This window comes from Rhodobacteraceae bacterium M385, from assembly GCA_025141835.1.
Taxonomy (GTDB): Bacteria; Pseudomonadota; Alphaproteobacteria; order Rhodobacterales; family Rhodobacteraceae; genus Gymnodinialimonas.
In genome coordinates, this window is sequence record CP081102.1 from 150979 (window position 1) to 164673 (window position 13695).

The following is a 13695-nucleotide window of genomic DNA, read 5'->3' on the forward strand; positions in this document are numbered from 1 at the left end:
TGCCGCTGCATGGTCCGGCTTGTTGTTCGCGCTACGCCTTAAGGCTTTGCTTGCCGTTCCCACACGCTCAGACGATAACGCCATAGGAGTTAATTTTCAATTCAACCGTGGGTGAACGTATGGATCACGAAAAACTTGTTGCCGTCATGCGCGCCGCTGCCCTGGAAGCAGGCGATGCGATCATGGAAGTATATGGCGCAGATGACTTTGACGTGAAGGTCAAATCCGACGATAGCCCCGTGACCGAAGCTGATGAGGCGGCGGATGCAATCATCTCGCGGCATCTTCGGGCGGCTTTCCCAGACGTGACGCTGGTTACCGAAGAACAGGCCGACAGCCACGGGCTAAGCGCCGATCAGTTCCTGATCGTGGACCCGCTGGATGGCACGAAAGAGTTCATCAAGCGACGCGGCGATTTCACCGTGAACATCGCGTTGGTCGAAAGCGGCACGCCCATTCGCGGTATCGTCTATGCCCCCGCGAAGGGCCGCTTGTTCTACACCACCGCCGATGGGGTGAGTGTTGAGGAAGCTGGCCCGTTCGACCCTACAGCACCGGGTAGGCTCGACCCGATGTCGGTATCCAAGCCCGACAATGACGCCCTGCGCGTCGTGGCCAGCAAGTCGCACCGCGATCAGGCAACGGATGATTACATCAACAAATACACCCACGCCGATATGAAAAGCGCAGGTTCTTCCCTGAAGTTCTGCCTCGTGGCTACTGGCGAGGCCGATATCTACCCCCGCCTTGGCCGCACGATGGAGTGGGACACCGCCGCGGGCGATGCCGTGTTGCGCGGCGCGGGCGGGAAGATGGTCCGGTTCGAGGATCACGCCCCGTTTGATTACGGCAAAGACGGTTTCGCCAACGGTTTCTTCATCGCCTATGCGCCGGGCGTGGAATTGAAACAGCCATGAGTGTCGTGTCGAAGACGCGCGAAGAAAAGGTCGCTTGCGTAATTCCGGCGCGCTACGCCTCTACCCGGTATCCGGGTAAACCGCTTGCGATGTTGACGGGCGCGACGGGCGAATCCGTGTCGTTGATTGAACGGTCTTGGCGGGCAGCACAGGGCGTTTCGGGGCTCGATAGTGTCTATGTGGCGACCGACGATGACCGCATCGCTGACGCGGCGCGGGCGTTTGGGGCAGAGGTCTTGATGACCTCTTCCGACGCGCGAAACGGGACGGAGCGCTGTGCCGAGGCGCTAGAGATCCTGGGTGATGTCGAGATGATCGTAAACCTGCAAGGGGACGCGCCTTTGACGCCGCCGTGGTTCTTGGAAAAGCTGGTGGAGGGGTTGCGCAATGATGCGCAAGCCGCCATCGCCACGCCGATCCTGCGTTGTGACGGGGAAACCCTTGCCGCCCTGAAAGCGGACCGCGCAGCGGGCCGGGTGGGCGGTACAACGGCGGTGGCCGATAGCAAGATGCGGGGGCTCTATTTCTCGAAGGAAGTTGTGCCGTTCACATCCGAGACTTACGCCGCAGAGGCACCGACGCCGGTGTTCCATCATGTGGGCGTCTACGCCTACCGCCCTTGGGCTCTGCGCGCGTATCCACATTGGCCTATCGGCCCGTTAGAGACATTGGAAGGTCTGGAACAGCTCCGCTTCCTAGAGGCGGGCCACCCGGTTTTGTGCGTGGAAGTGGAAGCAAGGGGCGCGAAGTTTTGGGAGTTGAACAACCCCGAAGATATCCCCCGGATCGAAGCGATGCTCCGCGAGATGGGCGCGGCTTGAGCGGCGGGCGGGTCAGCGTTGTTGTTGTCAGCGCTGGGCGGCCAGATGCGCTGAGGCGGTGTCTGTTGGGCTTGTCGCAACAGGGGAAAGCCGGGTGCGAAGTGATCGTGGTGGCGGATCCGCAGGGACAGGCGGCGGTGCGGTCGTTGCCGGTGGCCGGCGCGTTGAAGTTGTTGCCGCAACGGGCACCCAACATCTCGGCCGCACGCAACGCCGGAATCGCGGCGGCGGCCGGAGATATCATCGCTTTCATCGACGACGATGCCGTGCCTGAGCCGACGTGGTCGCAGGCCGTTGTCCGGGCCTTTGAGGGGGCTGACCTAGCTGCTATCACCGGTCCGGTTCTGGGGCGCAACGGGATTTCGTTGCAATGGGGGCCACTGGCGGTGAACGGCACCGCAGAAGATGTTCCGACAAAGCCTAACACGCCGTTCAGAGACGGTTTTTACCGGAAGCTACAAGGTACCAACATGGCTTTCCGGCGTGATGCATTGGCGCAAGTGGGCGGCTTTGACGAGGCGATGCATTTCTACCTTGATGACACCGATATGGCGTTTCGTGTGGGTCAAGCGGGCCTGCCCACCGCATGGATACAGGACGCCGTGGTTCATCATGGGTTTGAGGCCAGCAGCCGCCGCACCAAAGCGCGGGTCCCTTTGAGCCTGTTCGATATCGGGGCCTCAAGTGCGGTGTACCTGCGCAAACATGCGCCCGAAGGTCAGGCCGAGGCGCTCCATGCATTGGAAGCGGTCCAAAGCACGCGTCTTTTGCGGATGGTGAAGGCGCGAAAGCTGGATGCTGAAAAAATGCGCACTTTGCTGGACAGTCTGCGCGACGGGATCACCCAGGGGCAGGAAAGGAAAAGTGCGGTGCCTCTGGTGGGGTTGCCCGCATCCGATTTCGACCCGTTTCAACGCGCCGATCCGCCACCGCCGCGCCTTCTTTCGGGCCGTAGTTTCCAGCTGCCGCGTCTGCGGGCAGAGGCCAAATCACTTGTAGAAAAAGGCCAACCAGTCAGCCTGTTTGCTTTTGAGCCGACGCCCCGAAAGCACCGGGTGTGCTTCACCGACGGGGGTTGGTGGGAGCAAACGGGCGGGCTTTATGGCCCCTCGGACAGAAACGGCCCAAGATTTCAGCTTACCACTTTTAAGGCCCGCGTCAGCGCCGAGGCCCGTCGCATTTCTGCCACGCGGGGTGTGGTAGGCTTGGGGGATATGGATTGATGGTTTCCCCGTGCCCTATGATTTCGTTAGTATACCCTTCATAACAAGGCGGCAGAATGCCCGAGCAACGGGGTGCTGCACACAAGAGGCTAGGTATGAAAAAGAAAGTAACCAAGGCGATCTTTCCGGTCGCTGGACTTGGAACCCGTTTCCTTCCGGCCACAAAGTCGATCCCGAAAGAGATCATGACGTTGGTGGACCGACCCCTCATTCAATACGCGATTGATGAAGCCCGCGCCGCTGGCATCAAAGAGTTCATCTTTGTGACAAGCCGTGGGAAATCCGCGCTGGAAGATTATTTCGACCATTCGCCCGAGCTTGAGAATACGCTTCGCAAGAAGGGTAAGACCGAGATGTTGGAGATGCTGAAAAACACCAACATGGACAGTGGCGCGATTGCTTACATGCGCCAGCATAAGGCGTTGGGTCTGGGTCATGCTGTATGGTGCGCCCGTCGCCTATTGGGGAATGAGCCCTTTGCCGTAATCCTGCCTGATGACGTGATCGCTGCAGAAACACCCTGTCTTCAGCAAATGGTGGAAGCCCACGCGGAACTCGGCGGCAACATGGTTGCGGCGATGGAAGTGCCGGACGACAAGACCTCGGCCTACGGGGTGTTGGATGTGAAGGAAGACATGGGCTCGGTCGTGTCGGTCAAAGGCATGGTAGAGAAACCCGCGCCGGGCGATGCTCCGTCAAACCTCGCCGTGATCGGGCGCTACATCCTGTCGCCCGACGTGATGGGCCACCTCAACAAGATCAAATCCGGTGCTGGCGGTGAAATTCAGCTGACGGACGCCATCGCTCAAGAGATATCCAGCGCGGACAACGTGTACGGCTACCGGTTCAAGGGACAGCGGTTTGATTGCGGTTCTAAGGCTGGCTTCTTGCAAGCCACTGTGGCCTTTGGTCTGGCCCGCGATGATCTGAAGGACGAGTTCCAGGATTATCTGGCGGACATGATGTCGATCCGTAGCGCCGCGCAATAAGGCGGCGTTCGGGATGCGCGTGTTTGCCGACATCCCTTGCCTTTGGTTAGACGTGACGCGTCTGTTGACGCGTGTCGGGCGCGGGGCGTTGACGGGTATCGACCGGGTCGAACATGCATATTTACGTGAAGCAGTCGCTGCCGGGTGCGAAAGCTATCTGTGCCGCACGACGCGGGGGTATCTGCGGCTGGATCACGTTGGCGGTAGACGCTTGCTTGAAATGGTGGAGGGCACCCGCCCGCTTGGCACGGCTGATTTGCTGTCAAAGATGACGTTTCGCGGCAACCGCCCCCGTCACCGGGCAGAAGCGGCCCTGCGCGAAGTCGCCATAGATAGGTGCACCGCCAAAGGCCTGCCCGCGATGATCGCGAGGGGTCCGAATAATGACCTGAGCTACATCAATGTTGGCCATTCCAACCTGTCCCTTGCCACGTTGTCCGCATTCCGCGCGGTTGAGGGTGCAAGGGTGATGGTGATGATCCACGACCTGATCCCCCTGACCCATCCCGCCTATGTGGCCGATAGCCAGCCGCAGAATTTCGCGGGCCGGGTTGAGAGGGTTCGGACCTTCGCCACCCATGTGATTGCGAATTCTCAGGCGACCTCGGACAGTCTGGATGACTATTGGGCCGGGCAAGCGATGCCACCCCACCGGATTACCGCGCCCCTTGGTATTGACCCTTGGGACGCGCCAAACGATCTGGAGCGGGAGCCCGATCTGTTCGTGATGCTCGGCACGATCGAAGCACGGAAGAACCACGCGCTTATGTTGGATGTGTGGGACCTATTGGCGGCAGAACTTCCGGCGGAAAAGGTGCCGCGCTTGCATATCATCGGGGCCACGGGATGGAAGGTGGATGCGTTGATGGAACGGCTGGTGAGCCACCCGCTTTACGGCATCAAAATCACATTGAATGGCCCCCACGGCTTGCTGGACGACACGGCCGTTCAGGACCAGCTGGCAAGGGCCACGGCGCTTCTGTTCCCCTCCATCACGGAAGGCTATGGCTACCCGCCGCTGGAAGCCGCAATGGCGGGGGCGGTGCCCATATGCTCTAACCTCCCGGTTTTCTGGGAAACTCTTGGTGATTGTGCCGTTTACGTGGACAGTTACGAGGCGTATCCTTGGGCGGAAACGATTAAACAACACTTATACGATAATGCTCCAAGGCCAGAGTTAACCTCCTTGAAGGTAGCCACTTGGGCAGAGCACTTTAATTCGGTGGCAGAAGCCACCTAAACGCCGAGCAGGAAAGGCCGCCCATGAAAGCGATCAAGCGGTACGGTTTGCGCCTTGAACGCAAACGTTTCCTTGTGCGCGCGTGGCGTAAATCCCGCGGGCTGGAAAGTGTTGTCGACCGCACGGATACGGTTAAGGACAAGGATATCCTGCTGTTCTGCACCCTGCGCAATGAGCAGGTGCGCCTGAAGTACTTCCTGAATTATTATCGGGACCGAGGCGTTAATCATTTCTTTTTCGTGGACAATGACAGCGTCGACGGCACACGGGAATATCTGGCCGAACAACCTGATTGCTCCGTTTGGTGGACCGACGAAAGCTATAAGCGGTCGCGGTTCGGGATGGATTGGATCAACCGCTTGCTGCGGTTGTACGGGCACAAACATTGGTGTTTGACCGTCGATCCCGATGAATTCCTTGTCTATCCGTTCAGCGATACCCGCCCCATTCCGGCACTGACGGATTGGTTGGATGCCTCTTCAATCAAGTCATTCGGGGCGATGTTGCTGGATATGTACCCCAAAGGCTCCATCGACGCGCAGCCTTACCGAGAGGGGCAAAATCCGTTCGAGATTGCCTGTTGGTTCGATGCGGGAAACTACTCGGTTACGCGGAACTGGGAATATGGCAACCTTTGGATTCAGGGCGGTCCCAGGGCGCGGGCGTTCTTCAGTGATAACCCTGAACGTGCGCCTGCGTTGAACAAGACGCCGCTGGTCCATTGGCAGAAACACTACACCTATGCCTCGTCCACGCACATGCTGCTGCCACGCGGGTTGAACCACGTCTACGACGAATGGGGCGGAGAGAAAGCTTCAGGCGTGCTGCTACACGCAAAGTTTCTGGATACATTCGGCGCTAAGGCAAAAGAAGAACTCTCCCGCAGCGAGCATTACGCCGCCTCCGCAGAATACAAAGCCTATGCGGAAGGGCTGAAGGAGAACCCTGATTTCTGGTCCAAATGGTCCGAGAAATACATCAACTGGCGCCAGTTAGAGATCCTTGGCCTGATGTCGAAAGGCAATTGGGCATGAGCACTTTGGGCTTTGTGATGATGTGCCACACCGCGCTGGACCGCGCGGCAGAGGTTGCGCGTCATTGGGCGGAACGCGATTGCCCCGTCGTGATCCACCTCGATAAACGAGTCGCCAGCAGCAAGAACACATGGCTGAAGCGAGAGCTTTCGGACCTTGAAAACGTGCGGTTCAGCAAGCGCCATAAGTGTGAGTGGGGCACTTGGAGCCTTGTGCAGGCCAGCCAGACCGGGGCCGAGGTGATGCTGGAGGAATTTCCAGGCGTCCGACACGTCTACCTAGCCTCAGGTTCGTGCTTGCCTCTGCGCCCGGTGGATGAATTGCGGGCCTATCTGGCCGCGCGTCCGATGACGGACTTCATCGAAAGCGTCACGATTCGCGATGTGGATTGGACCGTGGATGGGCTGAACAGCGAACGCTTCCAACTGCGGTTCCCATTCTCGTGGAAGCGGCACCGTTTCCTGTTTGATCGCTATGTAGAGTTCCAGCGCAACATCGGGTTTCGGCGAAAAATGCCGGATGGGCTGTTGCCGCATCTGGGTAGTCAATGGTGGTGCCTGTCTCGGCAAACGCTGTCGGCCATCCTGCAAGACCCGAAACGGGTGGAGTTCGACCGGTTCTTCAAGCGCGTCTGGATTCCCGACGAAAGCTATTACCAAACCCTTGTGCGCAACTACTCCCGCAACATCGAAAGCCGGTCTTTGACGCTGTCGAAGTTCGATTTTCAGGGCAAACCCCATGTGTTCTACGACGATCACCTGCATCTGTTGCGGCGGTCAGATTGCTTTGTGGCGCGTAAGATTTGGCCTCGGGCGGATCGACTTTATGGGACGTTCTTGGGGGAAGAAGGGGCGAATGTGCGCCGGGCGGAGCCGACGCCGGGCAAGATTGACCGGGTTTTCGCCAAGGCGCTGGAGCGTCGGACACGGGGGCGGCCAGGTCTCTATATGCAGTCCCGCTACCCCAACAACGATTGGGAAAACGGCAAGACGGCTGCGCCTTATTCGGTGTTACAGGGCTTCAATGACCTGTTTTTGGATTTTGAGCCGTGGCTGTCGCGCCGCTTGGGGTCCAGCGTTCATGGCAACATCTTTGATCCCAAGCGGGTGCGTTTTGCGGGCGATGCTGACACTTATGCCGGCTGCCTGTCCGCCGCGCCGGAATTGCGCGACTACAATCCTGAACGGTTCCTGACGAACCTGATTTGGAACACCCGTGGCGAACGACAAGTGTTCATGTACGGCCCACAAGATAACCAACGTCCCGGCGCGTTCATGGCGTCCGATAGCAATGCGCAGATCAGCGTGATTACCGGCGGTTGGGCTGTGCGTTTGTTCACCGCGAACCGGAATTTCGGCGATATCCGTACCGAAGCTGCGCGATTGCAGCGCCGAGAGGTAGAGTTCGTGAACACCCTGCGCCATGTGCGTTCACGGGCGGAAATTCGGATCTGGTCCTTGGCCGAGTTTCTGGAAGAGCCGATGGAAAATCTGCAACGTATCCTTGATGCGATGGAGGGCGCGCAGGCATCGCGCCTGACGGAAGCGCCCCGGATGACAAACCTCGATGGTTTGCCCAAGTTCCTGCAAAACCTAAAGAACCAAGGAATGAACCCCTTTGCCGTCGGTGACTTCCCGCAAGAAGGCGTGGCGCCTCCGCCGTCTGGCGCCGACAATCGCCCCTATTTGGTGAGATAAAGTATGACCCGCCGTTTTGATGCTTTCGTTTTGTTTGCCGAGATGCGGACAGGTTCGAACTATCTCGAAGATAGCCTGAATAATTTCCCCGACATCAATTGTTTGGGGGAGGTTTATAATCCCACCTTCCTTGGCCATCACAACACGTTCGAGATGTATGGCTACGACATGGATAGGCGCGAACAAGACCCGTTGGGCTTGTTAGAGGCGATTATCGAAAACGGCGAAGGGCTGCCCGGCTTCCGACTGTTTCATGACCACGATGACCGCGTGGTGGAACGGGTGCTGCCCGACCCGCGCATTGCCAAGGTGATCCTCACACGAAATCCGTTGGACAGCTACGTCAGCCGCAAGATTGCCAGCGCCACGGGGCAGTGGCGTTTGACCGACATGAAGCATGCGAAGACCGCGAAGATCCGCTTCGACACGCCCGAATTCGGAGAGCTGTTAGACGCGCTTCTACCCTTCCAAGAGCGTCTGCGTCAGGGGTTGCAGAAGACCGGGCAAGTGGCGTTTCAAGTCCGCTACGAGGATATCAACGACCCCGAAATGCTGAACGGTTTGGCGGCGTTTCTGGGCTCGGAAGAACGCGTCGATGCGACCTCTAAGAAGTTGAAAAAGCAAAACCCCGCGCCCCTGCGCGATAAGGTGGAAAACTACGATGAAATGGTCAGCGCCTTAAGCGATCTGGACCGCTTCGGGCTTGATCGTTCCCCTGAGTTAGAGCCGGAGCGCGCCGCGCAGGTGCCCAACTTTGTGGCTCACCCCACCCTTGGTTTGCTGTTCTGCCCGATCAAAGGCGCGCCGGAAAATTCGGTGCTAAACTGGATGGGAGAGCTTGGCGGTGTGGGCAAAGATGCCCTGATCCGCAAAATGAGCCAGAAGCAGCTGCGCCAATGGATGAAGGATAACCCCGGGTTCCGCAGTTTCACCGTGTTGCGCCATCCGGTCGCGCGGGCCTACTGCGTGTTCAACCGGTTCATTCTGCCCGACGATCGCCCCGCCTATGCCGATCCGCGCAAGACACTACGGCAGCGCTACAAGGTGCCGATGCCGAACAAAGCCCCCGGTCCCGATTGGTCCGAGGCGGAACAGAAAGCTGCGTTCCAAGGGTTCATCGGGTTTCTGAAGGGTAATTTGGCGGGCCAGACCAGCGTGCGCGTGGATCAGGCGTGGGCGACGCAAACGGCTATTTTGCAGGGCATATCCTCGGTCATGGTGCCGCAAGCGGTGATCCATGAAGAACAGATGAAGGACGCATTGCCCGCTTTGGCCCGGCAGGTCGGTGTGGAAGATGTGCCAGAGGTTGTTGGCGAAGCGATGCCTGGGGCCCATACGCTCAAGTCTGTGTACGACGGCAAGATCGAGCAGGCGCTAATTGACACGTATCGGCGCGACTACATCGGATTTGGGTTTCCAAGGTGGAACAAGCGGCCCGGTTAAGCCGCCTGTGTCGCCTCGCCTTCAGTCAGAAGGGCGAATAGCGCGAGCGGGTCGTTGTTGGCCCGCAATTTCGCGCAAAGGGTAGGGTTGCGCAGGGTGCGTGCGACCAAAGCCAGAGCTTTGAGGTGATCCACACCGGATTCCAGCGGCGCCAGAAGCACAAACACCAGATCCACCGGCTGACGATCGGCAGCGTCAAAGTCGATGGGTCGCTCCAGGCGCACGAAGGCACCCACAACGTGATCCAGCTCAGCCAGGCGGGCATGGGGCAGGGCGATGCCTTGGCCCACACCGGTCGGCCCAAGGTTTTCGCGTTCTTGCAGGGCTTCAAAGATTCGATGGGTGGGCACATCAACCAGCGTTTCCGCGATTTCAGAGACCGACTGGATCAAGCGCTTCTTGCTGCTGACATCGCCAACAACTCTGACAGCCTCGGGCGTCAGCAACGATGAAAGGTCCATTCCGTATCTCCCCACGGGCGACTATGGCCGCCAAGTGTCGGCTCGGGGCAGATGCCTGCCCCTGAGCCAGATTAGTTAACTCGTCTCTGGATCAACCCAGCCTATGTTGCCGTCTTCACGGCGGTAGACCACGTTCACCCGGCCATGCCCCTGTTCGCGAAACACCAGAACTGGCGCTCCCGCGATTTCCATTTGCATCACCGCTTCGCCGACGGACAGGGATGGAATCTTGGTCTCCATCTCGGCCACGATGATCGGCTGGAGCGTATCAGGCTCGGCCGTCTCATCCTCGGTCTCCGGTGAGGCGAGGATATACGAGGCACCGCCATAGACATCAATGGGGGTCGTCCGGTCTTTGTGGTGATCTTTTAGGCGCCTCTTGTATCGCCTTAGTTGCTTCTCAAGTTTGTCGGCGGTCGCTTCAAACGCGGCGTAGATCTCATGGGCATGAGCTTTGGCAGAGGCGGTCAGACCGGTCGACAGATGGACGGTGGTTTCACAAGCATATTCCGGCCCGGATTTAGAGAAGATGACCGTCGCGTCCGTTGGCCGCTCGGCGTATTTTTGGGCAATGCTGCCAAGATTATCCTGCACGTGGGTTTGCAGAGCTTGGCCAATTTCGATCTGTTTTCCGCTGATCTGATACCGCATGTAACCTCCGGTTTTGTGGTCACACGACGCTGTGTCGTGCTTGTTAACATGATGATTTTGAATGTCATTGAGAGTGCGCTGGGGAAGTCGAAACTTCGGCTTTCCGTGCCGGGCACTAAGAGATGAAGCGATCGCAACCATCCCTCGTATCAGACGAGGAATCGGGGGCCTGTGTCAATGGAATTGGTTCAGGTGATTTTAAACGACTGGCCCAGATAGACCCGGCGCACGTTCTCATCGCGGACCACCTCGTCGGCGGTGCCGGACATGATGATAACGCCGTCGTGCAAGATATAAGCCCGGTCCACGATGGCCAGAGTCTCTTGTACGTTGTGGTCAGTGATAAGCACACCAATGCCACGGGTCTTGAGTTCGGCCACCAACGCGCGGATATCGCCCACCGCAATCGGGTCCACACCGGCAAAAGGTTCATCCAAAAGAACATATCGCGGGTTAGAGGCAAGGCATCGTGCAATTTCAGCCCGCCGACGTTCGCCACCAGACAGCGACAGCGCGGGCGCACGGCGCAGGTGCTCGATGGAGAATTCTGACAGCAGTTCTTCCAGCCGATCACGCCGCTTCTTGCGCTTAGGCTCCACCACTTCCAGGATTGCCATGATGTTGTCTTCTACTGACAAGCCGCGAAAAATCGACATTTCTTGCGGCAGATAGCCTACCCCGGCGCGGGCACGGCGATACATGGGAAACAGGGTGACGTCTTGGCCATCAATCGTGACCCGTCCGCCATCGGGCGTGATAAGCCCGGCGATGCAATAAAAGCTGGTGGTTTTGCCCGAGCCATTGGGGCCAAGCAGGGCGACAACTTCGCCCCGGTTCAATTCCAGCGTCACGTCGCGGATCACCGGGCGCTTGCGGTAGCTTTTACGCAACCGCTCAACGCGCAGCCCGGCAGAGCCTTCTGTGACGTTCAAAGCCATTACTCAGTGCCGCCAAGCACGGTCCGCACCCGCCCATCAACGGACCCGTTGCCGGTGCGCATGTTGACGACCATGCTATCGCCCGCGATGGCGGTTTGGCCTTGGGTCACCAATACGCTGCCTGACAGGGTCAACAGGGCCGAAGCGACCTCGAACCTTGCTTGCGCGCCTTCGGCCGCGTCCGTTCCTCGGGTCACGAGAACGCCGCCGGTGGCGATGACTTCGCTGACATCTTGCGTGCCGGAGGTGCCGTACAGGATGCGAACCGCCCCGGCGGCCATGCGTAGATCCCCTTGGACAACGATCACATTGCCGGTGAAAACGGCCTCGCCCGTGGTTTGATCCACGGTCAAGCCGTCGGCTGTGACCTCCACTGGTTGGCGTTCGTCGTAGCTGACGCCGCCAAATCCGATGTTCACCTGCGCCGAAGCTGGCGTTGCAAAAAGAAGAAACAGGCCCAACAGGGCAAAAATACGGTGCATGGGCGACCCTTTAACTTTGGGGTTCATATAGCACTCGGACGGCGCCGTTGAAACGGAGGATTGTTTCCCCTTGCGGACCTGTGACTTCCATGGTGTCGGCGGTCACATCTATGCCGGGGCCGGTGGCGTGCACGGGGGTAGGGGACCGCATGTTGATGACATCCAGCGCCATCACCATGGTTTCGCTTTGAATGCGGTAGCCTAGGGATGATTGCAGCACGACATCGTCGGTGAATGTGGCCATCTGCGCGGCCATGTCGAACTCTCCGAACGCGGCTTGGATCGTCATGTAGTCGGTCGCGCTTAAATCCATACGCCCGTCAATGGTTTCGGCGCGAATTCTATCGGTGGCCTCAACGCCCGTGGTGACGGCTTGCGCGGTTAACACGATCTCTTGGCCGTCGCCCATAACGCCAGCAAAGCGCGGCTCGCTTACACGTTGCTCGCGCTCAATCTGGTTCACGTCGACCTCGGTGTAGGCGAGGGCGGCGTCGGGGTCGGGTGTGCCGGACAGAAGAAAGATCGAGGATAAGAGGGCAAGCGCGATCAGGGGCAGGGTGATTTTCACCCAGACCACAGTTTTGGAATAAAGGTTATCGCGTGCCACGGGATCACATCCTTCGAGCGGTTCTACAAAGCGCTTTAGTGGCTGAAAATGTCCATTTCGGGCCAGCCTGCCAAATCTAGTTTGGCGCGCATCGGCAGAAAGTCAAAACACGCCTGCGCCATCTCGGTCCGGCCTTCGCGGGCCAGCATCACGTCCAGCTTCTCTTTCACGCCGTGCAGGTACAACACGTCCGAGGCGGCATAGGCCACTTGCGCGTCGGTCAGCGCATCCGCGCCCCAGTCCGACGATTGCTGCTGCTTCGAGATGTCGATCGACAAAAGCTCCTGCAACAGATTCTTCAGCCCGTGACGGTCCGTATAGGTCCGTACCAGCTTGGAGGCGATCTTGGTGCAGTAGACCGGCGCCGTCAGGGCACCGAAAGCGTGATACATCGCGGCGATGTCGAAGCGACCAAAGTGGAACAGCTTCAGGGTGTTCGGGTCTTCCAGAAGGGCGCAAAGGTTGGGTGCTTCGGTCTGACCTTTGGCGACCTGCACCAGATGCGCGTTGCCGTCGCCGTCGGACAATTGGATCACGCAAAGGCGGTCGCGGTGCGGATGCAGGCCCATCGTTTCGCAATCAATGGCGACGATGGGGCCTAGTTGCAGGCCATCGGGAAGGTCGTTCTGGTAGAGAGTGTTGGTCATCGGATGCCCCGCGATTGAAATTTCAGGTCAGCGGGGGCAGCCCCGCGCGTTTAGGGAGGCCATGGATCGGCAGAACATGAAAGACTGAGCGCCGTGGAAATGCCTCTAAACTACATGCCGAGCTATACATCAGCAGGCAAAACTACCAGTAAAAAATGCCCCAAGGGCGCGGTGAACGTGCTCGGAGCAGCGTCTGGTATGCAGTGTGATGATCCTCGATTCACTTGGTCGACACAGGCCACATGAACAAGGTTGTCTTGCGGGCACCGCGGACCTCTGACCGATCATCGGCCTTGGCCCGGCAAACGACAGCATTCCGCCCCACACCCCGCGACACGCATTAGCAAATCATCCAGTTATTCTGATAGCGGAGAGGGAGTGTATCGACCTCTGTCAGCGCGAACTTGTCGGCGAGAGAGAAATGGTGCCCAGGAGAGGACTCGAACCTCCACATCGTTGCCAATACTAGCACCTGAAGCTAGCGCGTCTACCAATTCCGCCACCTGGGCAGGTGTCGTGAGAGCGGCTGATATAGGCGCTTTGCG

The 13695-nt window shown here is 58.8% G+C and carries 14 protein-coding genes and 1 tRNA gene; 8 read left to right on the forward strand and 7 right to left on the reverse strand.

What is annotated here, in order from left to right; genetic code table 11:
- The first annotated feature begins 119 nt into the window (after nucleotides 1-119).
- The 8 genes from cysQ to K3728_00785 all read left to right on the forward strand — a co-directional run bounded on the left by cysQ (nucleotide 120) and on the right by K3728_00785 (nucleotide 9364).
- A complete protein-coding gene (cysQ, locus tag K3728_00750; protein ID UWQ95808.1) occupies nucleotides 120-917 on the forward strand; it encodes a 3'(2'),5'-bisphosphate nucleotidase CysQ in 798 nt (265 codons plus the stop codon).
- Nucleotides 914-1738: a 3-deoxy-manno-octulosonate cytidylyltransferase gene (locus K3728_00755; protein UWQ95809.1), complete on the forward strand. Its 825-nt coding sequence runs from the start codon at nucleotides 914-916 to the stop codon at nucleotides 1736-1738. Before cysQ ends, K3728_00755 begins: the two co-directional genes overlap by 4 nt.
- Nucleotides 1735-2961, forward strand: coding sequence for a glycosyltransferase (locus tag K3728_00760; GenBank protein UWQ95810.1), 1227 nt, complete (start codon nucleotides 1735-1737; stop codon nucleotides 2959-2961). The genes K3728_00755 and K3728_00760 overlap by 4 nt, the downstream gene beginning before the upstream one ends.
- Before the next feature lie 95 nt (nucleotides 2962-3056).
- Nucleotides 3057-3950 (forward strand): UTP--glucose-1-phosphate uridylyltransferase GalU, encoded by an 894-nt coding sequence (gene galU / locus K3728_00765; GenBank protein ID UWQ95811.1) that lies wholly within the window; start codon nucleotides 3057-3059, stop codon nucleotides 3948-3950.
- Between the two features lie 13 nt (nucleotides 3951-3963).
- Nucleotides 3964-5190 carry a glycosyltransferase gene (locus tag K3728_00770; GenBank protein ID UWQ95812.1) on the forward strand — a complete coding sequence of 409 codons (1227 nt, stop codon included), beginning with the start codon at nucleotides 3964-3966 and terminating at the stop codon, nucleotides 5188-5190.
- A 23-nt stretch (nucleotides 5191-5213) separates the two neighbouring features.
- Nucleotides 5214-6224 carry a glycosyltransferase family 2 protein gene (locus K3728_00775; protein UWQ95813.1) on the forward strand — a complete coding sequence of 337 codons (1011 nt, stop codon included), beginning with the start codon at nucleotides 5214-5216 and terminating at the stop codon, nucleotides 6222-6224.
- Entirely contained in the window at nucleotides 6221-7921 is a 1701-nt protein-coding gene (locus K3728_00780) for a beta-1,6-N-acetylglucosaminyltransferase (GenBank protein ID UWQ95814.1), read from the forward strand. Before K3728_00775 ends, K3728_00780 begins: the two co-directional genes overlap by 4 nt.
- A gap of 3 nt (nucleotides 7922-7924) precedes the next feature.
- Nucleotides 7925-9364 carry a sulfotransferase family 2 domain-containing protein gene (locus tag K3728_00785; GenBank protein ID UWQ95815.1) on the forward strand — a complete coding sequence of 480 codons (1440 nt, stop codon included), beginning with the start codon at nucleotides 7925-7927 and terminating at the stop codon, nucleotides 9362-9364.
- Here K3728_00785 and ptsN read toward each other — a convergent pair.
- From ptsN to K3728_00820, 7 genes are all read right to left on the reverse strand, one after another.
- A complete protein-coding gene (ptsN, locus tag K3728_00790) occupies nucleotides 9361-9825 on the reverse strand; it encodes a PTS IIA-like nitrogen regulatory protein PtsN (GenBank protein ID UWQ95816.1) in 465 nt (154 codons plus the stop codon). The two genes, K3728_00785 and ptsN, sit on opposite strands and share 4 nt — an antisense overlap.
- Before the next feature lie 75 nt (nucleotides 9826-9900).
- Nucleotides 9901-10476: a ribosome-associated translation inhibitor RaiA gene (gene raiA, locus K3728_00795; GenBank protein ID UWQ97400.1), complete on the reverse strand. Its 576-nt coding sequence runs from the start codon at nucleotides 10474-10476 to the stop codon at nucleotides 9901-9903.
- Nucleotides 10477-10664: 188 nt separating this feature from the next.
- Nucleotides 10665-11414 carry an LPS export ABC transporter ATP-binding protein gene (gene lptB, locus K3728_00800; GenBank protein ID UWQ95817.1) on the reverse strand — a complete coding sequence of 250 codons (750 nt, stop codon included), beginning with the start codon at nucleotides 11412-11414 and terminating at the stop codon, nucleotides 10665-10667.
- Nucleotides 11414-11896, reverse strand: coding sequence for a lipopolysaccharide transport periplasmic protein LptA (locus K3728_00805; protein UWQ95818.1), 483 nt, complete (start codon nucleotides 11894-11896; stop codon nucleotides 11414-11416). Before K3728_00805 ends, lptB begins: the two co-directional genes overlap by 1 nt.
- A gap of 10 nt (nucleotides 11897-11906) precedes the next feature.
- Nucleotides 11907-12503 carry an LPS export ABC transporter periplasmic protein LptC gene (gene lptC / locus K3728_00810; protein ID UWQ95819.1) on the reverse strand — a complete coding sequence of 199 codons (597 nt, stop codon included), beginning with the start codon at nucleotides 12501-12503 and terminating at the stop codon, nucleotides 11907-11909.
- Between the two features lie 35 nt (nucleotides 12504-12538).
- Nucleotides 12539-13150, reverse strand: a complete 612-nt coding sequence (locus K3728_00815) for a ribonuclease D (GenBank protein UWQ95820.1) — start codon at nucleotides 13148-13150, stop codon at nucleotides 12539-12541.
- Between the two features lie 422 nt (nucleotides 13151-13572).
- A tRNA-Leu gene (locus tag K3728_00820) sits at nucleotides 13573-13659 on the reverse strand.
- Nucleotides 13660-13695: the final 36 nt, after the last annotated feature.